This is a genomic window from Bradyrhizobium sp. LVM 105 (genome assembly GCF_003957705.1).
In the GTDB taxonomy this organism is placed as follows: Bacteria; Pseudomonadota; Alphaproteobacteria; order Rhizobiales; family Xanthobacteraceae; genus Bradyrhizobium; species Bradyrhizobium frederickii.
The window spans coordinates 145,102-165,926 of sequence record NZ_QZMV01000007.1 but is presented as its reverse complement, the minus strand read 5'-3'; the positions used below and the strand labels follow the sequence as shown (position 1 = coordinate 165,926).

The window sequence follows — 20,825 nt, the reverse complement described above, 5'->3', positions numbered from 1 at the left end:
ACCATAGGTTCCGGCGGTCCAGATCGCATTGCGCTAGATCAAGCAGCCAGGCGGTCACCCGCAAGCGACGATTAACCCGCGCGGCCGTCGTGGCGTGAAATGCGCCAATCGACCAAGGCGTTCACCCGGCCTTCACGTTTGAGCCGACGAAGCCGGCTCACGCGGGTGAGAAATCAGCCGACAGGAGGGGTTGGCGGCCTCGATCTCCGGTGCCGCATCCGCCTTGAATGGACGGGTTGAATGGTTACTTTGGAGGGCTGCGAATCGCCGCGCGTCGCCCTTTCTCAAGACAACAATGCCAACTTTCACTCCGCATCAGGACGCCGCGCTCAAAGCCGTCGGCGACTGGCTCAAAGCAAAACCCGGCCGTAGCGGCACGCCGCAGGTATTCCGCCTGTTCGGCTTCGCCGGGACCGGCAAGACGACGCTGGCCCGGCACATCGCCGACGGCGTCGACGGCGATGTGAAGTTCGCCGCCTTTACCGGCAAGGCCGCCCTCGTCATGCGCAACAAGGGTTGCGACGACGCTTCCACCATCCACTCGCTGATCTACCGCGCCCGCGAATCCGGCGAGGAGCAGCCGAGCTTCGAATTGTGGGACGACGCGCCCGCCTCGAAGGCGAAGCTGATCGTGATCGACGAATGCTCGATGGTCGACGCCGAATTGGGGCGCGACCTGATGTCGTTCGACTGCCCGCTGCTGGTGCTGGGCGATCCCGCGCAGCTGCCGCCGATCCAGGGCGGCGGCTTCTTCACCAACACCTCACCGGATGCAATGCTGACCGAGGTGCACCGCCAGGCGCAGGACGATCCGATCGTGCGGATGTCGATGGACGTGCGCGAAGGCCGCGAGCTCGACATCGGCCGCTATGGCGAGAGCGAGGTGGTCTCGCGCAAGGAGCTCGACCCCGACAGGGTCATGGGCGCCGACCAGGTCCTGGTCGGCCGCAACAACACCCGCCGCGCCTACAACATGCGGGTGCGGCAGCGCCAGAACATCGAGGACGTCTTTCCGGTCGCCGGCGACAAGCTGGTGTGCCTGCGCAACAACCGCAAGAAGGGCCTGTTCAACGGCGGCCTGTGGCGGGTGAAGTCGCGCAACACCTCGCGCTCGAAGTCGCGCATTCTCTCGATGCGGCTGTCGCCGGACGAGGATTTCGGCCACAAGGTGACGAAGGTCTCAGTGCGCGCCGATTGCTTCGAGGGCGGCGTCGAGCAGATCGCCTGGGAGCAGCGCAAGCCCTACGACGAGTTCGACTACGGCTATGTGCTCACCGTGCACAAGTCGCAGGGCTCGCAATGGGACGACGTCGTGCTGTTCGACGAGAGCTTTGCGTTTCAGGAGAGCCGCGCCAGGTGGCTGTACACTGGAATCACGCGGGCGGCGAAGCGGCTGAGTATCGTTGTTTAGAGTTCGCTCCCGTAGGCGGGAAAAGGCGCAACGCGCCGTGCCCACGCTGTCTCTCTGCAAGCAAAGGATCGTGGGCACGCTTCGCTTTGCCCGCCCTGCAGCACTGAGCATCGTGGTGTGAGGCCGTGGTCCACACTGCCCGGATGCATTCACCAAGCGCTAGGCTTTGAGATGTATCACCACGCTGTCGGCAGGAGGACACGCATGGCTGAACGTTTGGGAAGACCCGATTACCTCGATCCGCGCGATGATACCTTCGGCGCGAGCCGTCGCGGGTTTCTGAAGTCGGCAGGCATCGCGGCCGGCACGTTCGCCGCATCGATCGCGGCACCGAGACTTGCGCACTCCGCTCCGCCGCGTGCCGCGCATGCGCGGCCGGACAAGCCGGTACGGGTCTCGAAGCAACGCCTCAACGCGCTGGCGGCGCAGTTCTATGCCGTGTTCAACGAACACGACGTCCTGCCCAAAGACTTCTCCGGGAAGCATGAAGCGCGCTACGACGTCGAGCTGCGGCGTATCACCACCATGACGCGCGTGCCCGAGACGGGAGAGCGCGTGAAGGTCAGCGCGCTCGTTGCGCTCCCCGTCGGCGCGCGCGGGGCATTGCCGGTGTTGTCCTGGCAACACGGCACGATCCTGTCGTTCGATCAGGTTCCTTCGAACCTGCTGCGACTTGGCGACGAAGGCTACCAGCTTCGCGACAACATTGATTCGCTGGAGACGCTGTTCAACATCCAGCGCTTCGCCGGCAACGGCTATGCCGTCATCGCCGCCGACTACATCGGCAAGGGCCCGCTTCGCAACGGTCGTGGCGAGGCCTATGCGGTGAAAGGCGCCACGGTGCAATGCTGCCTCGACGTGCTCGATGCCGGCCTCCTCGAGTTGAAGACGCTCGGCCTTCGCCAATCCGCGCTGTTTCTGAACGGCTGGTCGCAAGGCGCGCTGAACACGCAATGGCTCAAGCAGGAGATGCAACGGCGCGGCATCAAGGTGACGGCAAGTGCGACCCAGAGCCCGTTCAACAATCTCGCCGAGAGCTTCCATTATTGGGTCAACCCGACCTCCTATATTCCGTCCACCGAGACGTCCTACCCGATGCCGCCGGCCTGGATCACGCCCTGCCTGGTCGTGCTGCTCGGAAGCTATCGCCAGTATTACGGGCTGAGCGATCTGTTCAAGACCGCCATCAAGCCGCAACACCAGGCGTTCGCGGAGACATACTGGGCCGACTACAGCCTGGCAGGCGACACCGCCAAGACTGTTCCGCCGGCTGCAGACCTCCTGGTGGACGGGTTTTTCGACCGTTTCACCCAGGACACCAACAGCAGGTTGCTGCGCCAGCTCGGTCGCAACGGCGCGACTTTCTGGGACTACGATTCCCCGATCCGGTTCTATTACGGATTGGCCGACGAGGCGCTGCATCCGCGACTGGTCAAGCCGGCGATTGCCGCGGGTGGACGTTTCGCGGCCGGCGTACCGGTTGCCGGTGCAAGCCATCGCGTCACGTTTCTGGCAAGCCTCTATGGCGACGGCACCGTCCTGAACGGGCAATCGACCGCATTGGACTGGTTCAACTCGCTGATGTGAAAGCGCACGGCAACGCCGGCCTTCACTTGCCCGCGACGAAATAGAAGTCTTCCCGTCCCGGCGGCGAGCCGTAGGTGAACGGCTGCTGCCCGTGCTTGGTCGCGGCCCAGACGTCGTCGCGGATGATGTCGAACAGTTTTCTGATCTCGACGCGGGGCTGCTTGATCTCGCGGGCGAGAGCGGTGGCGAACGGGCTGTTGGGGCTGCCGTCGCCGTCCATCGCGGTCTCGCCGTGCTTGGCGGCGTAAACCACCATGAAGCCGGCGCCGGGCTCGATGTTGGAAAAGCCCTTGTCGACCAGCTTCAGCGACAGCGTGCGCTGCATGGTCGGCGCGAATGGATTGTCGCGGCAGGCATCCAGGACCACGAGACGCATTTTTCGCGCGGCACCGACCGCGGCGATGACCTGCTCGAGGGCGACCGCCTGCGTCTCGGCGTCCTTGTCGGCGGCGAGCTTGGCATCGACGGGAACGAGATAGTTCACCCCGCCGATCTCGAAGCCGTGGCCGGCGTAATAGACCACGGCCCAGTCGGCCTTCTCCGCTTCCTCCGCGAAGGCCGTCAACGCGTCAAAGAACTTGTCGCGGGTAAGGTCGTTGACGGAGATCACGGACTGGAAGCCGACCTCGCGCAGCACGCTCGCGATCAGCTTGGAATCGCGCGGCGGATTGGGCAAGGCATGGACGTTCTTGTAGGCGCCGTTGCCGATCACCAGCGCCACGCGGCGGCCGGTGGGTGCGCTCCCTGGCGACTGCGGCATGAGCGCGGCGAGCCGCTCCTGCGCGATGGCACGGGCGCGCGCGACCTCGGTGTCGTCGAACTTCGTCAGCGAATAGGCCGCGGCGCGATAATCGGCGCGGGCTTGCGCCAGATCCTTCCGGCGCTCGTAGATCTGGCCGCGGCCGGAATGGGCGCGGACGTTGTTCGGGTTGATCTGGATCGCCGTGTTGTAGTCCTTCAGGGCGGCGTCGAAGTCGCCCTTTATCATGCTGACGTCGGCGCGATTGTTGATCGCGAACACGTTCTTCGGCTGTTTCTCGATCAGGCGGTTGCAATCGGCAAAGGCCTGGTCGAATTGTCTCATCATGCCGTAAGTGATGCAGCGGTTGCCGGCGATCTGCGGTGCGGCCGGATCGATCTTCTCGGCCTCCGCAAATCGGCGAGCGCACCGTCGAAATCCTTCAGCAGCGTGCGCGCGCGGGCACGATTGGTCCAGGCAAGCAGGAATTTCGGCGTGTACTTGATCGACAGGGTGAAATCGTCGATCGCGCTTTGCAGCGCGCCGCGGCGGGCGTGAATGACGCCCCGGTTGTTGTAGGGAACGCCATAGGCCGGGCGCTTCTGGAGCGCGAGGTTGTAGTCCGCCATGGCGAGGTCTTCCTGGCCCTTGCGCTCATAGGCGAGGCCGCGCAGGTTGAGGGCAACGACGTAGTCAGGATCCAGATCGATCGCGATCGACAGGGTCTCGATCGCGTGGTCGTAATCCCGCTTGTTGATCAGCGTGCTGCCGCGCACGGAGAGCGCGATCGCCTTGTCCTTGCCGCCGAGTTGGTCGGCCTTCAGCAGATTGTCGCAGGCGCTCGCGCGGGCCTGGGCTTCGGCCTGGCGGTCACGGCAGATGGCGAGGTCGTCGGCTTGCGGGTCGGCCGCCGCGCTCGACGCGCCTGCGGCCAGGATGACGAGGGTCAGGGAAACGACGCGCAACATGTTGTCAGGCCTGCTCCAGCCAGCAAGTTCTTCGTGAGTCGATGATCGATCGCCCGGGTTCATCTAGCGCGGAGTTCCGGGTCTCGCCAAGGCGCGCGCTCGCCGGGCCGTCCCGTGCGGCTCATTTCACGGACTCGTGTCCGTCGCGTCGTAACAATCGGCGGCAGCGTCCGTACCTCGGATGATGCGAAAAGGCCGCCGGACAACTGTTCGTCCGGCCCTGAACGCCCTAGACTGTCAGACCTTGCGAAAGAGGACACGCCATGCGCCGACCTACCCTCGCTTCCCTGCTCGCCGCAACCGCCGCCCTGACGCTGGCCTTTGCCATGCCGTCCCGGGCAGCGGAGAATGCGGTCGTGATCCCGGCTCCCGCCATGGATGTAGCGCCCGCGAGCGGGATCCAGACCGCCGTCGTCGCCGGCGGCTGCTTCTGGGGCGTGCAAGGCGTCTTCCAGCACACCGCCGGCGTCATCAACGCGGTCTCCGGCTATGCTGGCGGCACCAAGGCGACAGCTGACTACCAGACCGTCTCGAGCGGCCGGACCAGCCACGCCGAGTCCGTCGAGATCAAGTACGACCCGAAGAAGATCTCCTACGGCAAGCTCCTCCAGATCTACTTCTCGGTGGTGCACGACCCGACCCAGCTCAACCGCCAGGGCCCCGATGTCGGCCCGCAATATCGCTCGGCGATCTTCACCATCTCGGACGAGCAGAAGAAGGTGGCGGAGGCCTATATCGCCCAGCTCAACAGCGCCAAGGTGTTCAGCAAGCCAATCGTGACCAAGGTCGGCGCGCTGGAGGCGTTCTACCCGGCGGAGGCCTACCACCAGGACTATCTGACCCTGCACCCGAACCAGCCCTATATCGCCTATAACGACCTGCCCAAGGTCGAGAACCTGAAAAAGCTGTTCGCGGATAATTACATTGAAAAGCCGACGCTGGTGAGTGCCAGCAAGGCCACCAACTGATCGCAAGATCATCTCAAGAACGGGAGACCCATGCCCGACACCAAGACGAAAACCACCGACGACAAGGTCATCAAGAGCGAAGAGCAGTGGCGGCGCGAATTGTCGCCGATGCAGTATGCAGTGTTGCGTGAGAAGGCGACCGAGCGTCCCTTCTCGGGCGAATATGAGCACGACCACCGCGCCGGCACTTATGTCTGCGCCGGCTGCGGCAACGTGCTGTTCTCGTCGGACGCCAAGTTTGATTCCGGCTGCGGCTGGCCGAGCTTCACCCAGCCCGCGGTCGAGAGCCATATCGACGAGGAGCGGGACGTCAGCCACGGCATGATCCGCACCGAGGTGCTCTGCTCCAAATGCAGCGGTCATCTCGGCCACGTCTTCCTCGACGGCCCCGGGCCGACCGGCTTGCGCTATTGCATCAATTCCGCGGCGCTGAAGCTGAAGCCCAAATAATCGTCCTGTGCGGTCGAGTTCCTTCATGGAACCCGACCGCACGATGTGCTTTTCTTCTTTGGCGGTGCGGCCGATCATCGCATTTGGCGGCAGCGAGGGAGGAAGCCATGCTCGGGACCATTCTGATCGTCCTGGTGATCATTTATCTGCTCGGGGGCCTGTCCGGCCGCCTGGGCGGTTACGGCTATGGCCTCGGCCATTCCGGCATGGGGATCGGCGGCGTCGTGCTGGTGGTGCTGGTCGTCCTGCTGCTTCTGGGCAAGCTGTAAACCATTCAACATGTTGAAATTATTATACTTATTGCAGCTGCGGGGCTGCCATGCGCGGATTCATCATCTCTCATCGCAGGGGTCGCATTTTTGTCAGATCGGCTTATATTAGGGAGCGAAAATGGCATGTGCGGCGGGCCCGCTCGATTGCGGCCCCTGCCCTCCCAAACCCCACGCGCTTAAAGCCCCAGAGAAGATCACGAGGTCTTTGACCATGCGTCCATTGCGTCCGTTCAACTTCAACACCTCCGCCGAACTCTTCCCCGCCGCGATCCGGAAGAAGAAGCGTGCGGGCTTCACCTATCGCCGGTTCGGCACCGCGGCCGAAGCCGTGCAGTTCGCGATGGAGCAGTTGCCGACGGATTCGCTGAATGGCGCCTATCTCCAGGTCGAGGAAGCGCGCTTCGACCAGAACGGCATCCGCTCGCTCTATGAGAGCGAGGCCTTCCCGCTGCCCCGCCGTCCCAAGCCGGCGCCGGCCGCCGAGACCGACGCCGACGCGGCGTAAGTTTTCGCTGAGCCTTACGATGTGCGCGGAAAGCGCGATGACCGAAAGGTCGTCGCGCTTTTTGCGTTCCGGGCCTTCCGTCTTCTCCCTCGCCCCGCTTGCGGGGATAGGCAAAGGAAGAAGCGCGCTTACATCCGCGGCTGCTTGTCGAGCCAGCGGCGGAGCAGCCGCACATTGCGCATGTTGGCGCGGAACATGACGTCGAAAGCGTCGCCCGCGAACGGCACCAAGCCGACGACGCCGTCGAGCGCGACATTGCCGAGCATGCGCGCGGTGACGTACCAGGGCGCGCCTAGCGCGCGGGCCTCGCGCACCAGCCACAGCGAGATCGCCGTGGTGATGATGTCGCCGACCACGGGGATCAGACCGATCAGCCCGTCGATACCGTAGCGGATGTTGGTGCCGGGCAGGATGAAAGCGATGTCGAGCAGCTTTGCGATCGCCTCCAGTCGCGCGATCCGCTGCTCCCGCGTCAGGTTGCCGAACGGGCTCCCCGAGAACGGATTGTCCTTGCCAAACTCGACGCGGAACTCGCGAAACCCCTGCTCCAGCGTTTCGGGGCGGATTTCGCGGCCGTCCTGGTCGATGATCGGCCCGCGGGCCTCGGTGCCCGAAAAGGGCGCGCGCGAGCCGCTCCCCGAACGGGGCCTGCGCGGAGCGAGAATATCGTCGTCGGACATTGTCATGGTCTCGAGGGAACGCGCCGGCACGGCGGAAGTTCTGCGCCGCGCCCGAACGTCGCGCACTCAGGTCGGCGCCGCCACAGCCTGCGGCTCCTTGACGTATCTATGCACGAGCCAGGACGAAATCACCGCCGGCACGAAGCCGACGAGGCCGTACAGGATGAATTGCACCGCGCCGGAATCCGGCCCGCGCGAGCTGTAGGTGAGCGAGGCCAGCACGAAGGCGCACAGGCCGACCAGCAGCATCCGCAAGCCCGGGCCGACCCGCCTGATGTGGACCAGGATGTCGTCGACCGCACCGATCATCAGCGCGGGCAGCAAGCCGAACAGATAGCTGTATTGCAGGGTCTTGAAGAACACCGCGAACAGCTTGCCGACCTCGCCGAGACTGGTCTGGGCCCAATAGCCGGACTGATAGGTCGTCGTCAGCAGCAGCAGAAACCCGCCAACGAACGGGCCAACCAGCGCAAACACCAGATAGCGTTTCATCAAACACCCTCACACTTCCCGGCGGTTATAGCAGCGCCGCGGGAACCTTGAATAGCGGGGCGGGCTCCGCCTTTGGGGGAACAAGTGAGAGGGCGACGAGTTCAGACAGAACCTGAATGATCCCTGGCAGCTTGGAGTCGCCGATGGCCCGCAAATTTCTCCTGGCGACAATCGCGCTGGCGGCCCTGACCGGCCTGCAGGACGCACCCGCTCTTGCGCAAGGCCATATGGGCACGCCGCAGGAGCAGCAGGCCTGCTCGCGGGACGCATCGCGGTTCTGTCGCAAGGACCTCGGCAACGACGGCGCGGTGCAGAGCTGCCTGCAAGCCAACCGGGCCAAGCTGTCGAAGCCGTGCAGCAAGGTATTTCAGAGCCACGGCATGTGACGATCGGGGATCGTTCCCGCAGATGGAGAGTGAAGTCATGTTGCACGAGGAAGAACTCTCAATCCTGCGGGACATCAGCCAATCCGTTGCCTTCGCCGACGACCGGCAAGGCAAGATGGGCCAATTGATCGCCGACGGCTACGTGATGAAGGACGGTGACCTGTTCGAGCTCACCGCCAAAGGCGTCACCGCCGTCGAGGAACACGCCGCCGCGCTTGGCGCGAGCGATGTGGAACAAGCGAGCGCCGATCGGCTGATCTGATCGCACGCGACGTGACTCGCGTGCAACAATTGCGAATTCCTTTGCGCCGACCATTGCAGGCTCGCGACAATGGCGCATACTTCGCTCGGGCGGCGCAGCACTTTTCGATTCGGACAATCAAGAAATCGAGCGACCACATCCGGGCCAAATTCCCGGCGTGAAGGCTGTGACATGCGGCAGATCAAGTCGCGTGCGGCGCCCCAAGAACCAAGTGGCTCAAGCCTAAGGATTCGGGGATCCATTCTGCATGACACGCTATCAGACCATCGCTTCGCTGCTCAAGACCACCGCTTCGCTGTTGGCCGTCGCAACCGCAGCCATCGCACTCCAGACCTCGCCCGGCATCGCCTTCTCGTCCGAAGCACAGCAGATGTGCACCGGCGATGCGATGCGGCTGTGCTCCAGTGAAATCCCCGACATTCCGCGGGTCAGGGCCTGTATGGTCCGGAACAAGGCGCAGGTCAGCCCGGGCTGCCGTGCCGTGATGGACCGCGAGGCGGTTGCCTCGCGCAAGCGGGAAGCGGCGGCGCAGTAATCATCCATCCAGGATGTCATTCCGGGGCGGTGCGCAGCACCGAACGCGGAACCCATTTGCCGACATCACCCGCTGCACGATGGATTTCCGGGCTCGCGCTCCGCGCGCCCCGGAATGACGAAGGACTATAGAAAGCCTGCTAATCGCCCCACTGCGCGAAGGCGTCGTTGAAGGCGCGCTCGCCGGGGGCGCCCTTCTCGATGGCGATGATGGCGCGGCGCTGGTTGGCGTAGACCAGCGGCACGTCGAACCACGAACGCTCCTTCAGGAGCTGGACGTTGCGGGAGCGGTCGGCATCGACGTTGGACAGGCCGACCAGGAAGAAGCCGTCGGTGACCTTGACCGCCAGCCCTGCGAGCGGCGTGCCGCGCGCCTGCTCGTTCGACTTCATCAGGATGCCCGGCACGTTGGAGACGCTGCCGCCCGGAAAATCCGGCGGCAGGATGAAGGTCAGCTCCGCCGTGTGGCTCGCCGGCAGCGAGGAGTCGGTGTTGCGGCGGAACGACATCGTCATCTTGAACTTGCGGTCGGGAATCTCGATGTCGGCTCGCACGGCGACGTCGGCCTTCTGGTTGCCGGAGGCCTTGATCGGCTCCAGCCGCCACACCACCGAGCCGACATATTGCTTGCCCTTCGGATCGGACGGATCCTCGTCATAGAGCACGACCTTCTGCGCCACCGGCGCGACCGGCTGGTCGCTCGCCGAGGGCTGGCCGACGCGATCGGGTATCTTCGGCTTGGTCTGCGGCTGCGAGGCAGTGTTCGGCGTCTCCACCACCTGGGTCGGCGAGGACTTGAACAGATTGGTCGCGATCTGGAGCAGCGGCTTGCCCCAGAGGATGCCGGCACCGACCAGGATCAGGACGATGCCGACGGCGATCGCGCTCTTGAACGGGAAGGCCGAGCCGGTGCGGACGCGCTTCTTGGCCTCGCGCTCGGGCGCGATGCGCGGACGCGGCGAAGGCGGCTGCGGCGCGTAGCGCTCGGCCTCCTCGATCGACTCGTCGTAGGAGTAGGGCGCGTCCTGCTCGCCGGCGCGGTTTTCCAGGCTGGGCTCGAGCCGGTCGAATTCCGGCGAGGGCGAGGGCACGTTGGCGTAGGTGCGGCGCGCGGCGCGGCTGGCCTGCGCGGCCGCACCGCCGAGATCATTGGCATCGGCCGTGATGTCGCGGAAGCCGCGCACGCCCGGTGCCGGCGGCAGCGACGGTGGTCCGAGATCTGGCTGACGGCGGGCGCCGGCGCGATCGCGTCCAGCCGCCGGCGGCTCCGGCGGCGGCGCGGCCGGTCCGGCTTGGCGCGGGGCGTCGAAACGGGGAGCGCGCGGCGGGCGCTGGGCATCGCCCTGGTCGTCGAGGTTGACGGACGGACGGTCGGCCCGCGGCGGCGGCGGAGCCGGACGCGTCCGCGGCGGAGCCGGCGAGGCCGCAGCCGCGTTGCCTTCAGCGGCTCTGGTGCTGGCGCGGCGAAAGGCATCCCCGCTGCCGCCGCTGCGCCCGCCGCCACCGGGGCGCGAGGCCTCGCGGGCACGCTGGGCCGCCTCCGATTCGACCTTGCGGACGGCCTCTTCCAGCGACAACCTTTCGCGGGTGATCTCGGATTCGGAGAGCGGCGGCTGCACGCTGCGCAGCTGCGCGATCAGGGCCGTGCGCGCCCGCTCATAGAGCGCGCGACGGCTTTCGCCGGGAGCGTTGGGGTCCAGGGCGGCAATAGCGCGGGCGATCAGCGGATAGTAATCAGCCATTTCTACTCAATTATACGCGCGTCCTGGTAAGAGATCGTTAAGCCTCAAACGGGTTTTGCACGAGGATAGTATCTTCGCGTTCGGGGCTGGTGGAAAGCAGTGCGACCGGACACCCCACCAATTCCTCGATCCGCCGGACGTATTTGATGGCCTGGGCCGGCAGGTCGGCCCAGGACCGCGCACTCGCGGTCGGCTCCTTCCAGCCCTCGATGGTCTCATAGATCGGCTCGACCCGGGCCTGGGCGCCCTCGCCGGCCGGGAAATGGTCGATCTCCTTGCCGTCGAGCCTGTAGCCGGTGCAGACCTCGATCGTGTCGAAGCCGTCGAGGATGTCGAGCTTGGTCAGCGCGAGGCCGTTGATGCCGCAGGTCCGGACCGCCTGACGGACCAGCACGGCGTCGAACCAGCCGCAGCGGCGCGGACGGCCGGTATTGGTGCCGAACTCGCGGCCACGCTCGCCGATCTTGCGGCCGGTCTCGTTGTCCTGCTCCGTCGGGAACGGGCCCTGGCCGACGCGGGTCGTATAGGCCTTGCACAGGCCGAGCACGTAGCCGACCGCGCCCGGCCCGACGCCGGCACCGGTCGCGGCCTGCGCCGCCACCGTGTTGGACGAGGTGACGTACGGGTAGGTGCCGTGGTCGACGTCGAGCAGCGCGCCTTGCGCGCCCTCGAACAGCATGCGCTTGCCTTCGCGGCGCTTGATGTCGAGCAGCCGCCACACCGTCTCGGCGTAGGGCAGCAATTGCGGCGCCAGCGCGCTCAATTCCTTCAGGATCTGCTTGCCGTCGAACTCCGGCAGATTGAGGCCACGGCGGAGCGCATTGTGGTGGGCCAGCAGCCGGTCGATCTTGTGCGGGAGCGTGTCGAGGTCGGCGAGGTCCATCAGACGGATGGCGCGGCGGCCGACCTTGTCCTCATAGGCCGGGCCGATGCCGCGGCGGGTGGTGCCGATCGCGGTCGCCGCATTGGCGGATTCGCGGTGCGCGTCGAGCTCGCGGTGCAGCGGCAGGATCAGCGTGACGTTCTCGGCCACCCGCAGATTGTCCGGAGAGACCGCGACGCCTTGCGAGCGGAGCTTGGTGACCTCGTCGAGGAAGGCGGCGGGGTCGAACACCACGCCATTGCCGATCACCGACAGCTTGCCCTCGCGCAGCACGCCCGAGGGCAAGAGCGCGAGCTTGTAGGTCTTGCCGTTGATGACCAGCGTGTGGCCGGCGTTATGGCCGCCCTGGAAGCGAACGACGATGTCCGCCTGCTCAGACAACCAGTCGACGATCTTGCCCTTCCCTTCGTCGCCCCACTGGGCGCCGACGACGACAACATTGGCCATTCGCGGGTAATCCTTCGAAGATTTTAGATGCGCCAGCCAAGCTGACGGCCGGGAGCCGCTCGCACGCAAGGCAGCCAACCGGATAAAGGAAGCAGCCGCTCTAGGCAAGCAAGAACGAGGCTTTTTCGGGGCTCAAGAGACACTTTAAGCCTTTGATATCCCCGGAAAATCCAGACACCTTCCAGGGCTGCTCGGCAAGCTTCGACCAAAGCGTGAGACCGATCTCGGCCGCTGCATGGTCGCGATGCGTCCGCCCCCTGTTGATGCAGCCCCGATTTCCGTGTCTTTGGACAGCGCCGGGCGATCAGCCGGCCCGGATCCCGCCGGGCCGGGCCCCGGTGCATGACGCGGGGGCCCTACCCATCACAATGTCCGCCACCGGTCAGAGCACGAGCGCGGAAAGATCCGGTCACAGCTGGATCGCCAACCAGCCTTACCTGCTGCTCAGCATTACCGCGCTGTGCTGGGCCGGCAATGCCATCGTCGGACGGCTCGCCGCCGGCCACATCCCGCCGGTCACGCTGTCGTTCCTGCGCTGGTTCTTCGCCTTCCTGCTGGTGCTGCCCTTCGCCTGGAAGCATCTTGCCCAGGACTGGCCGGCGATCCGCGGCAAGCTCGGCCTGATGGTCACACTCTCGATCACCGGCATCGGCGCCTTCAACACCCTGCAATATTGGGCGCTGGAGCATACCCAGGCCCTCAACACGCTGCTGCTGCAGTCAGCCGCGCCGCTGCTCGTGGCGCTGTGGTCGCTGGCCATCCTCGGCATCCGGCTCACCGCGGCGCAGGCCTTCGGTGTGCTGCTGTCGATGTGCGGCGTCCTGACCATCCTGCTGCATGGCGATTTCACCACGCTGTCGAACATCGACTTCAACAAGGGCGACCTGATCTTCCTCCTCGCGCTCCTGATCTTCGCGCTCTATTCGGTGCTGACGCTGAAGCGGCCGCCGATGCACGGCCTCTCGTTCCTCGCCTTCACCTTCGGCTGCGGCGCCGCCTGTCTCATTCCGCTGGAGATCTGGGAACTGTCCGCACGCCCGGTCATGAAGCTCGACGGGCCGAACCTGCTGACCCTGTTCTACGTCGCGGTGTTCCCCTCGACGCTCGCCTATCTCTGCTTCAATCGCGGCGTGCGCCTGATCGGCGCCAACCGTGCCGCGCCGTTCTTCCACGTCGTGCCGGTGTTCGGCTCGATCATGGCGTTAGTCTTCCTCGGTGAGCATCCGCAAGCGTTCCACTTCATCGGATTTGCGCTGGTGCTGTCGGGCGTGTTCGTGGCGTCACGGAAGCAGGCGAGCTAATTTCTTCCCTTTCCCCTTGTGGGAGAGGGGAAGGCGCGTGCCGCGCGACGGACAGTCCTACTTCACCTTGAACTTGCTGTAGGCCTCGCTTGTCGCGATGATGACGTGCTCGGCGCAGCCGTTGAGGCGGTGCGGATCGGCCTCGCGCTCGTAGGCCTCCGACGTCATCATGTCCAGGAAAGCCGCAACGGTCGGATAATAGACCAGCGCGACGAAATCCCAGTCGTTGCCGGCGTGCGGTCCGAGTGCGATCGCCTTGGCCTCGCCCGTCCAGAGCAAGGTGCCGCCGCGCGCCTTGATCATCGGCACCGTGATAGCGCTGTAGCGCAAATAAGCGTCCCAGCCGGATCCGTCGCCGTCGCGCGAGCGCACGTGGAAACTCATCAGGTTCAGCATCACCACCGGCGCCTGTGGATCGAGCCGCTCCAGGCCCTCGATGTTCAACATATTAACCGCCAATGGCACCTCCCCGGATCATGGTTGCATTGTAGCATTGCGGCCCTGTGACTTGTGCCACGACGCCGATCCGGCGCAAGCTCGTATGCAAACCAATGACGATCGCTTCGCCCGCGCCAAAGGTCTCCAATCCGGCCAGTTGGCTCAACAACCAGCCTTATCTGCTGCTCAGCCTGAGCTCGCTGTTCTGGGCCGGCAACATCGTGCTCGCGCGTCATGTCGGGGCGCATGTGCCGCCGCTGACGGTAACCACGATCCGCTGGTTCGGCGTGTTCCTGATCCTGCTGCCGTTCGCCTGGCCGCATCTGAAGCGGGACTGGCCTGCGTTGCGGAGCAGCCTGCCCTTGATGCTGTTCCTGTCGCTGGTCGGCTTTGCCTTCAACAACGCGATCTCGTACTGGGCGATGCAGTACACGGAGGCGCTGAACGCGCTGCTGATCCAATCGGCGGGTCCGCTGTTCGTGGCGCTGTGGTCGCTGGTGCTGTTCGGCGTGCGGCTGACGGGTGCGCAATTCGCCGGCATCGCGATTTCGCTCGTCGGCGTACTGATCATCATCCTGCGCGGCGATCTCGCTGCGCTGGCCGGCATCAGCTTCAACAGGGGCGACATCATGTTCGCCTCGTCGCTGGTGGCGTTCGGGCTCTATTCCGCCTTCATCCCGCGCCGGCCAAAGATCCATCAGCTGTCCTTCCTCTCCTTCACCACCTGCTGCGGCGCGACGATGCTGCTGCCGACGGCGATCTGGGAGGCGGCCAGCGGCCGCGTCCTGCAATTCGACGGGATCACGCTGGCGACGCTGGGCTACATCCTGATCTTTCCGTCGACGCTGGCCTATCTGTTCTTCAACCGCGGCGTGGCGCTGATCGGGCCGAACCGCGCCGCGCCGTTCTTCCATCTGGTGCCGGTATTCGGCTCGGCGATGGCGATCCTGCTGCTCGGCGAAAAGCTGCAGCCGTTCCACCTGATCGGCTACGCCCTGGTGCTCGCCGGCGTCGTGATCGCCTCGCGGCAAGGTTCGGCCGGCAAGTAATTCCGCGTGACGGACGTGAGCGCTCTCGCGTCCCGGGCAAGCGAAGCGCAGACCCGGGACCCAGTTCGCCGCAGCATGGGCCCCGGCTCTGCAGCGCATCACTTCGTGCTGCGCAGCGTCCGGGGCATGAGACAAACTCTCGCCTTCCGATTTCAACGTAGAGACGCTAGGTTCCCCGCCAACCAAAAAGAGGGAACGTCTCAAGATGATTTCAGGGCTGATTCGAAACTTGCGTGCCGTGGCTACGGCCGCATTGTGCTTCGCCGCCGCATCCTCGGCCCAGGCCGACAATTATCCGAGCCGCAACATCACGCTGGTGCTGCCGTTCGCGGCCGGCAGCGGCACGGACACCACCACACGGCTGATCTCGCAGCATCTGTCGCAGGCGCTCGGCGTCGGCATCGTGATCGAGAACAAGGCGGGCGCCAACGGCATGCTCGCCGCAACCTATGTCGCGAAGGCCGCCCCCGACGGCTACACGCTGCTGGTGACCACCAACACCACGCATTCCGCCAATCCCTATCTGCTCAAGAGCCTCACTTACGATCCGGTCAAGGACTTCACGCCGATCGCGCGCACCGGCGATTTGCCGTTCATGCTGGTGGTCAATCCGGAGGTGCCGGCCAAGACCGTCGCCGAGCTCGTCGCCTACGGCAAGGCCAATCCGGGCAAGCTGAGCTACGCCTCGGGATCGTCCTCGGCGATCGTCTCGGGTGCGACCTTTGCGCACAATGCCGGGCTCGACCTCCTGCACGTGCCCTACAAGAGCTCGCCGCCGGCGCTCAACGACGTCATGGGCGGGCGCGTCTCGATGATGTTCGTCGACATCCTGACCGGCCTGCCGCACGTCAACGGCAACGCGCTGCGCGCGCTCGCCGTCACCACCAAGGACCGCTCGCCGCTGGTGCCGCATCTGCCCTCGATGCAGGAGGCCGGCGTGCCCGACTTCGACATCTCGTCCTGGCAGGGCTATTTCGGCCCGGCCGGCCTGCCCAAGGAGATCGTGGCGCGGCTCAACGCGGAAATCAGGAAGATCATCGAGAATCCGGAGATCAAGGCCAAGCTCGCCACGCTCGGCATGGACGCCTTCTCGGGCACGCCGGAGCAGCTCGGGACGTTCGTGAAGGATCAGCTCGTGCTGTGGGACAAGCTGATCACGAACGCGAAGATCGAGAAGCAGTAGGTCGGTCTCGTAGGGTGGGCAAAGCGAAGCGTGCCCACCATTTCCCGCGACTAAAAAATGAGGTGGGCACGACGCTTCGCGTCTTTGCCCACCCTACGAATTCAGAGCAAGAAATTTACGCCGCGCGCACCTTGGCGAGGAAGCCGTCCACCGCGCTGCGCAGGGCGCCGGACTGGGTGTCCAGCTCGCGGGCATTGGTGAGCACGTCGCCTGCCGCCGTGCCGGTCGCTTCCGCGGCCGAGGTGACGCTGCCGATATGAGCGTTGATCTCGCTCGATCCGGCCGCGACCGACTGGATGTTGCGGGCGATCTCGCGAGTGGCCTCGCCCTGCTGCTCGATCGAGGCGGAAATGCCCGCGGTGATCTCGCTCATCTCCGCGATCGTCTGCGTGATGCCGCCGATCGCCGCAACCGCATCGCTGGTCGAGGTCTGCATCGCCGCAACCTGGGCCGAGATTTCCTCGGTGGCCTTGGCGGTCTGGTTGGCGAGCGCCTTGACCTCGGAGGCGACCACGGCGAAGCCGCGGCCGGACTCGCCGGCGCGTGCCGCCTCGATGGTGGCGTTGAGCGCGAGCAGGTTGGTCTGCGCCGCGATCGAGTGAATGAGCTTGACCACCTCGCCGATCTTCTCGGCGCCGGTGGAGAGCTCCTGCACCGTGGCGTTGGTGCGCTCGGCGTCGCTGACGGCGCGGCTCGCAACCTCGGTCGAGCGCGTCACCTGGCGCGAGATCTCCGCAACCGAGCTCGACAGCTCTTCGGCGGCGGCCGCGACCGTGCCGACATTGCCGGAGGCCTTTTGCGAGGCGGCGCCGACCGTTGCCGCACGCGAGGAGGCGTCGCTGGCGGTCGCGGTCATCGACTGCGCCGTCGTCTGCATGCCGGCCGCAGCCGAGGAGACCGAGCGGACGATGCCGTTGACGCTGCGTTCGAAGTCGTTGGCGATCTCTTCCATCGCGCTGCGACGTTCCGCAGCGGCGCGCTCCTGGGCATCGGCCTCGGTCTTCTCAAGGGCACGGATGCGAACCGCGTTGTCCTTGAAGATCTGCACGGTCGAGGCCATCGCGCCGACCTCGTCGCCGCGGCCTACGCCCGGAATGTCGCCCTCGAGCTTGCCGTCGGCGAGGTCCTTCATGCGGGCGCCGAGCAGTGTCAGCGGGCGGCTGATGCCGCGACCGATCAGCCAGGCGACGCCGCCGGCAACGATGACGATGCCGAGCATTGCAATGCCGAGCATCCAGTAGACCGGCCCCATCTTGGCATCGATGTCGTCGAGATAGGCGCCGGTGCCGAGATACATGTCGAGACCGGGCACCGCGACCGCGTAACCGATCTTGCGGATCGGCTTCTCCTGACCGGGCTTCATATATTCATAATGCAGCAGGATCGACCCGTTGGCCTTGACGCCGTCCATCAGCTCGAGGGACAGCTTGCGGCCGTTGGTCATGACGTCCATGCGGTTCGCGCCGATCACCTTCGGATCGGGTGCGAGCTGGGTGATGCCGTCGTATGAGGTGCCGAACAGGTAGCCGGCGCCGTTGTCATAGGTCATCGCGTTGCCGTAGCGCCGGAGCTCGGCCATCGCCGCGTCCTTCGTCATCTCGCCGGCGTCGACACGCTTCTTGAGCGCGGCAGCGTAGTTGCGCGCCATCTCCACGATCGCCTTGGCTTGGTCGATGCGTGCGGTCACCATCTCCTGCTTCATCAGGTAGCCGGCGAGGACGCCGGAGATGCAGAGACCCAACAGCGTGACGCCGACGAGAATGCCGAGCTTCGGGGCGATCTTCAGATTGCTCAATTTCACGGGATGGCTCCGGCAATAAAGGATACGGGCACGCGACGAGATCGCTCGAAATCGAATCAAGCTTTAGGGGGAAGCCCTTAGCAAGTTACTTACGGAGCTCCGTAGAAGCCCGGACCGAACGTCGAAAACTGGCAACATACCTCACCTCAACAACCTGGAATTGTACGCGCAAGCTGCGATTTCGCGTAAAAGACGCAAAGGCTCGCCACGAAGGCGGGTCGCAACAAGAAACCAAATCGGGAGCAGGACATGCCGAAATACAGGGTGGTGACGCCGAAGGGTGCGAGCTTCACCGTCGCGGGCAGCGATTATTCCTTTGAGCGGGAGGCGCTCGATCCGATCGATGCCGAGATCGTCGAGGCGCCCGCCGACGAGGCCGGGTTCATCGCCGCCGCGAAGAATGCCGACGCGATCTATGCCAAGCGAATTCCCATCACCAAGTCGATCATCGACGCGCTGGACAATTGCAAGGTCATCACGCTCGGCTCGGTCGGCGTCGACAGCGTCGACGTCAAGGCCGCCACCGCCCGTGGAATCCCGGTGACCAACATTCCCGACACCTTCATCGAGGAGGTCGCCGACCACGCCATGATGCTGCTGCTAGCCGGCTTCCGCCGCCTGGTCGAGCAGGACCGCATGGTGCGCGACGGCCGCTGGGCCGAAGGCCGGCCGGCGTTGCTCAAGATCCCGCGCCTGATGGGCCAGACGCTCGGCTTCGTCTCGTTCGGGCGCGTCGCGCGTGCAGTCGCGAGGCGCGCGGCACCGTTCGGCCTGCGCATGATGGCCTACGATCCCTTCATCCAGGAAACGCTGATGTACGACCACGGCGTGATCCCCGCCACGTTGAACGAGGTGCTGTCGCAATCCGACTTCGTCTCGATGCATGCTCCGGCACGGCCCGAGGTGCATCACATGCTGACCGAGAAGCACTTCCGGCAGATGAAGAAAGGCTCGATCTTCATCAACACCGGGCGCGGCGCCACGGTGGACGAGGAGAGCCTGATCAAGGCGCTGCAGGAGGGCTGGATCGCGCACGCCGCGCTCGACGTGCTGGAGAAGGAACCGCCCTCGCACAACAATCCCCTGCTCGGCATGGAGAACGTGACCCTGACCGCCCACGTCGCCTCGGCCTCGGCACGGTTTGACGAGGCGCGCAAGCGCCGGGTGGGCTACGAATTGTCACTGGTGCTGCAGGGCATGTGGCCGGTAAGCTGTGTCAATCCGTCGGTGCTGCAGAACACCGCGCTCCGTCGCTGGCAGCCCGTCAGCATGGACCGGGGACCGAACAGCTAGGCGGGCGGCGTAGAACGCGCCGAGGCCGAAACGACCCTTCACCGGCGGTCAACGCCGGGAAGGGAAAACATATAGGGAGGTACTGATGAGGAACGACATCACCCGTCGTGATGCCTTGGCGCTGGGCCTATCCGCTGCAACCTTCGCCGCCACTGGTGCTGCAGCGCAAACATCCACTATCAAGGCTGCCGACGTTCCGGCACCCAAGCGCGAGATCGAGAAGGGCGCATCCTTGCGCATGCTGCGCCCGGTGCGTTTCGTCCAGGCCGACGAGGATGTGTTCCGCGCCAATGCGGCGAAGTTCACCAAGGAGACCGGCGTCGAGGTCAAGGTCGACTTCGTCGGCTGGGAGGACATCAACCAGCAGACCGCGGTGACGTCGAATTCCGGCGCCGGCCCCGACATCATCATCGGCTTCTCTGATGCCCCCCACATCTACATCGACAAGCTGATCGAGCTGACCGACGTCGCCGACTATCTCGGCAAGCGCTATGGCGGCTGGCTGCCGCTGGCGCAGCGCTACGGCAAGAAGAACAAGAGCGACGCCTGGATTGGCTTGCCGTTCGGCGCCACCGCGGGGCCCCTGATCTACCGCAAGTCGATCCTGCAGTCGGTCGGCTTCGACAAGGTACCGGAGGACCATGCTGGAATCGTCGATCTTTGCCAGAAGCTGCACAAGGCCGGCAAGCCGGCCGGCTTCGCGCTCGGCAACGCCAAGGGCGACGGCAACGGCTTCGCAAACTGGGCGCTATGGTCACACAACGGCGCCCTGCTCGACGAGGAAGGCAACGTCGTCATCAACAGCAAGGAGACCATTGCGGCGCTGAACTGGGTCAAGCAGCTCTACCCGACCTTCATCGCCGGCACGACGTCATGGAACGACGTCAGCAACAATCGGGCCTATTCCTCGCAGGAGATCTCGCTGACGGCCAATGGCGTTTCGCTGTACTTCTCGCTGAAGAACGATCCGGCGACCAAGGCGATCGCCGACGACAGCGAGCATCAGCTGCTGCCGAAGGGCGTGGCCAAGGTCTCCCCGATGGCGGGCCTGACGCTGAACGCGATGGTATTCAAGCACAGCCAGTACCCCAACGCGGCGAAGGCCTTCCTGCAATTCATGCTGGAGAACGATCAGTACGAGCCCTGGCTCAATGCCAATTCCGGCTATTGGTCGCAGCCGCTCGCCGCCTATGCCGACGCAGCCGTCTGGAAAGGCGACCCCAAGGTCTCGATCTTCAAGGACACGATGAAGAGCACATATTATGACGGCTACAAGGGCCCGATCTCCACGGCGACGGGTGCAGTCAGTGCCGACTACGTGCTGATTCAGATGTTCTCGGCGGTTGCGACCGGCGCGGCCACCCCGGAGGTCGCGGCCGCGGAAGCCGAACAGCGCTGCAAGCGGTACTTTCGGCGGCAGAAGTAGCGGCCGCC

General features: G+C 65.0%; 20 protein-coding genes and 1 pseudogene. 14 read left to right on the top strand and 7 right to left on the bottom strand.

The window, feature by feature from the left end; all coding sequences use genetic code 11:
• Positions 1-295: 295 nt before the first annotated feature.
• Positions 296-1,411 carry an ATP-dependent DNA helicase gene (locus D6B98_RS21165; RefSeq protein ID WP_126258858.1) on the top strand — a complete coding sequence of 372 codons (1,116 nt, stop codon included), beginning with the start codon at positions 296-298 and terminating at the stop codon, positions 1,409-1,411.
• Between the two features lie 204 nt (positions 1,412-1,615).
• Positions 1,616-2,998 carry a lysophospholipase gene (locus D6B98_RS21160; RefSeq protein WP_205680501.1) on the top strand — a complete coding sequence of 461 codons (1,383 nt, stop codon included), beginning with the start codon at positions 1,616-1,618 and terminating at the stop codon, positions 2,996-2,998.
• Between the two features lie 22 nt (positions 2,999-3,020).
• Here the strand turns inward: D6B98_RS21160 and D6B98_RS21155 are convergent.
• Positions 3,021-4,705 (bottom strand): annotated as a pseudogene (locus D6B98_RS21155) (tetratricopeptide repeat protein).
• A 263-nt stretch (positions 4,706-4,968) separates the two neighbouring features.
• Between D6B98_RS21155 and msrA the strand changes: the two are divergent.
• From msrA to D6B98_RS21135, 4 genes are all read left to right on the top strand, one after another.
• Positions 4,969-5,673, top strand: coding sequence for a peptide-methionine (S)-S-oxide reductase MsrA (gene msrA / locus D6B98_RS21150; RefSeq protein ID WP_126258857.1), 705 nt, complete (start codon positions 4,969-4,971; stop codon positions 5,671-5,673).
• Between the two features lie 30 nt (positions 5,674-5,703).
• On the top strand, positions 5,704-6,123 hold the full coding sequence (gene msrB / locus D6B98_RS21145) for a peptide-methionine (R)-S-oxide reductase MsrB (protein WP_126258856.1): 420 nt from the start codon (positions 5,704-5,706) through the stop codon (positions 6,121-6,123).
• 107 nt (positions 6,124-6,230) lie between these two features.
• Complete coding sequence (locus D6B98_RS21140) at positions 6,231-6,392, top strand: DUF3309 family protein (RefSeq protein WP_126258855.1); 162 nt, start codon at positions 6,231-6,233, stop codon at positions 6,390-6,392.
• Between the two features lie 214 nt (positions 6,393-6,606).
• Complete coding sequence (locus D6B98_RS21135; RefSeq protein WP_027560969.1) at positions 6,607-6,900, top strand: hypothetical protein; 294 nt, start codon at positions 6,607-6,609, stop codon at positions 6,898-6,900.
• A 128-nt stretch (positions 6,901-7,028) separates the two neighbouring features.
• Here the strand turns inward: D6B98_RS21135 and D6B98_RS21130 are convergent, their stop codons facing one another.
• A complete protein-coding gene (locus D6B98_RS21130; RefSeq protein ID WP_126259018.1) occupies positions 7,029-7,586 on the bottom strand; it encodes a DUF4112 domain-containing protein in 558 nt (185 codons plus the stop codon).
• Positions 7,587-7,646: 60 nt separating this feature from the next.
• A complete protein-coding gene (locus D6B98_RS21125) occupies positions 7,647-8,072 on the bottom strand; it encodes a DUF5413 family protein (RefSeq protein ID WP_126258854.1) in 426 nt (141 codons plus the stop codon).
• A 143-nt stretch (positions 8,073-8,215) separates the two neighbouring features.
• Between D6B98_RS21125 and D6B98_RS21120 the strand changes: the two genes are divergently transcribed.
• The 3 genes from D6B98_RS21120 (at position 8,216) to D6B98_RS21110 (ending at position 9,255) form a co-directional block, all read left to right on the top strand.
• Complete coding sequence (locus tag D6B98_RS21120) at positions 8,216-8,458, top strand: hypothetical protein (RefSeq protein WP_164718753.1); 243 nt, start codon at positions 8,216-8,218, stop codon at positions 8,456-8,458.
• A 37-nt stretch (positions 8,459-8,495) separates the two neighbouring features.
• A complete protein-coding gene (locus D6B98_RS21115) occupies positions 8,496-8,720 on the top strand; it encodes a hypothetical protein (RefSeq protein WP_126258852.1) in 225 nt (74 codons plus the stop codon).
• Positions 8,721-8,967: 247 nt separating this feature from the next.
• On the top strand, positions 8,968-9,255 hold the full coding sequence (locus tag D6B98_RS21110; RefSeq protein ID WP_164718752.1) for a hypothetical protein: 288 nt from the start codon (positions 8,968-8,970) through the stop codon (positions 9,253-9,255).
• Positions 9,256-9,394: 139 nt separating this feature from the next.
• Here D6B98_RS21110 and D6B98_RS21105 read toward each other — a convergent pair whose 3' ends face one another.
• A complete protein-coding gene (locus D6B98_RS21105) occupies positions 9,395-10,996 on the bottom strand; it encodes a hypothetical protein (RefSeq protein ID WP_126258851.1) in 1,602 nt (533 codons plus the stop codon).
• A 37-nt stretch (positions 10,997-11,033) separates the two neighbouring features.
• Positions 11,034-12,326, bottom strand: coding sequence for an adenylosuccinate synthase (locus D6B98_RS21100; protein ID WP_126258850.1), 1,293 nt, complete (start codon positions 12,324-12,326; stop codon positions 11,034-11,036).
• Positions 12,327-12,694: 368 nt separating this feature from the next.
• Between D6B98_RS21100 and D6B98_RS21095 the strand changes: the two genes are divergently transcribed.
• Positions 12,695-13,627 carry a DMT family transporter gene (locus tag D6B98_RS21095; RefSeq protein ID WP_126258849.1) on the top strand — a complete coding sequence of 311 codons (933 nt, stop codon included), beginning with the start codon at positions 12,695-12,697 and terminating at the stop codon, positions 13,625-13,627.
• A 57-nt stretch (positions 13,628-13,684) separates the two neighbouring features.
• Here the strand turns inward: D6B98_RS21095 and D6B98_RS21090 are convergent, their stop codons facing one another.
• Positions 13,685-14,074 (bottom strand): DUF1330 domain-containing protein, encoded by a 390-nt coding sequence (locus D6B98_RS21090; protein ID WP_205680500.1) that lies wholly within the window; start codon positions 14,072-14,074, stop codon positions 13,685-13,687.
• Positions 14,075-14,178: 104 nt separating this feature from the next.
• Here D6B98_RS21090 and D6B98_RS21085 point away from each other — a divergent pair, with 104 nt between their 5' ends.
• Together D6B98_RS21085 and D6B98_RS21080 are read left to right on the top strand one after the other, a co-directional pair.
• Positions 14,179-15,114 (top strand): DMT family transporter, encoded by a 936-nt coding sequence (locus tag D6B98_RS21085; RefSeq protein WP_126258847.1) that lies wholly within the window; start codon positions 14,179-14,181, stop codon positions 15,112-15,114.
• 205 nt (positions 15,115-15,319) lie between these two features.
• The gene (locus D6B98_RS21080; protein ID WP_126258846.1) at positions 15,320-16,297 is read left to right on the top strand and encodes a Bug family tripartite tricarboxylate transporter substrate binding protein; all 978 of its coding nucleotides are present in this window, start codon (positions 15,320-15,322) and stop codon (positions 16,295-16,297) included.
• Between the two features lie 115 nt (positions 16,298-16,412).
• On the opposite strand, the gene D6B98_RS21075 is transcribed toward D6B98_RS21080, so the two are convergent.
• Positions 16,413-18,098, bottom strand: a complete 1,686-nt coding sequence (locus tag D6B98_RS21075) for a methyl-accepting chemotaxis protein (RefSeq protein WP_126258845.1) — start codon at positions 18,096-18,098, stop codon at positions 16,413-16,415.
• A 249-nt stretch (positions 18,099-18,347) separates the two neighbouring features.
• On the opposite strand from D6B98_RS21075, the gene D6B98_RS21070 reads away from it, so the two are divergent.
• Together D6B98_RS21070 and D6B98_RS21065 are read left to right on the top strand one after the other, a co-directional pair.
• Entirely contained in the window at positions 18,348-19,391 is a 1,044-nt protein-coding gene (locus D6B98_RS21070; RefSeq protein WP_126258844.1) for a C-terminal binding protein, read from the top strand.
• An 85-nt stretch (positions 19,392-19,476) separates the two neighbouring features.
• A complete protein-coding gene (locus D6B98_RS21065) occupies positions 19,477-20,817 on the top strand; it encodes an ABC transporter substrate-binding protein (protein WP_126258843.1) in 1,341 nt (446 codons plus the stop codon).
• Positions 20,818-20,825: the final 8 nt, after the last annotated feature.

Coding starts and splice junctions, on each gene's coding strand:
- D6B98_RS21065 (WP_126258843.1), top strand. CDS start 19,477: ATGAGGAACGACATCACCCGTCGTGATGCCTTGGCGCTGGGCCTATCC.
- D6B98_RS21135 (WP_027560969.1), top strand. CDS start 6,607: ATGCGTCCATTGCGTCCGTTCAACTTCAACACCTCCGCCGAACTCTTC.
- D6B98_RS21070 (WP_126258844.1), top strand. CDS start 18,348: ATGCCGAAATACAGGGTGGTGACGCCGAAGGGTGCGAGCTTCACCGTC.
- D6B98_RS21160 (WP_205680501.1), top strand. CDS start 1,616: ATGGCTGAACGTTTGGGAAGACCCGATTACCTCGATCCGCGCGATGAT.
- D6B98_RS21080 (WP_126258846.1), top strand. CDS start 15,320: ATGATTTCAGGGCTGATTCGAAACTTGCGTGCCGTGGCTACGGCCGCA.
- D6B98_RS21140 (WP_126258855.1), top strand. CDS start 6,231: ATGCTCGGGACCATTCTGATCGTCCTGGTGATCATTTATCTGCTCGGG.
- D6B98_RS21120 (WP_164718753.1), top strand. CDS start 8,216: ATGGCCCGCAAATTTCTCCTGGCGACAATCGCGCTGGCGGCCCTGACC.
- D6B98_RS21090 (WP_205680500.1), bottom strand. CDS start 14,074: ATGTTGAACATCGAGGGCCTGGAGCGGCTCGATCCACAGGCGCCGGTG.
- D6B98_RS21125 (WP_126258854.1), bottom strand. CDS start 8,072: ATGAAACGCTATCTGGTGTTTGCGCTGGTTGGCCCGTTCGTTGGCGGG.
- D6B98_RS21100 (WP_126258850.1), bottom strand. CDS start 12,326: ATGGCCAATGTTGTCGTCGTCGGCGCCCAGTGGGGCGACGAAGGGAAG.
- D6B98_RS21085 (WP_126258847.1), top strand. CDS start 14,179: ATGACGATCGCTTCGCCCGCGCCAAAGGTCTCCAATCCGGCCAGTTGG.
- msrB (WP_126258856.1), top strand. CDS start 5,704: ATGCCCGACACCAAGACGAAAACCACCGACGACAAGGTCATCAAGAGC.
- D6B98_RS21105 (WP_126258851.1), bottom strand. CDS start 10,996: ATGGCTGATTACTATCCGCTGATCGCCCGCGCTATTGCCGCCCTGGAC.
- D6B98_RS21130 (WP_126259018.1), bottom strand. CDS start 7,586: ATGACAATGTCCGACGACGATATTCTCGCTCCGCGCAGGCCCCGTTCG.
- D6B98_RS21095 (WP_126258849.1), top strand. CDS start 12,695: ATGTCCGCCACCGGTCAGAGCACGAGCGCGGAAAGATCCGGTCACAGC.
- D6B98_RS21110 (WP_164718752.1), top strand. CDS start 8,968: ATGACACGCTATCAGACCATCGCTTCGCTGCTCAAGACCACCGCTTCG.
- D6B98_RS21165 (WP_126258858.1), top strand. CDS start 296: ATGCCAACTTTCACTCCGCATCAGGACGCCGCGCTCAAAGCCGTCGGC.
- D6B98_RS21115 (WP_126258852.1), top strand. CDS start 8,496: ATGTTGCACGAGGAAGAACTCTCAATCCTGCGGGACATCAGCCAATCC.
- msrA (WP_126258857.1), top strand. CDS start 4,969: ATGCGCCGACCTACCCTCGCTTCCCTGCTCGCCGCAACCGCCGCCCTG.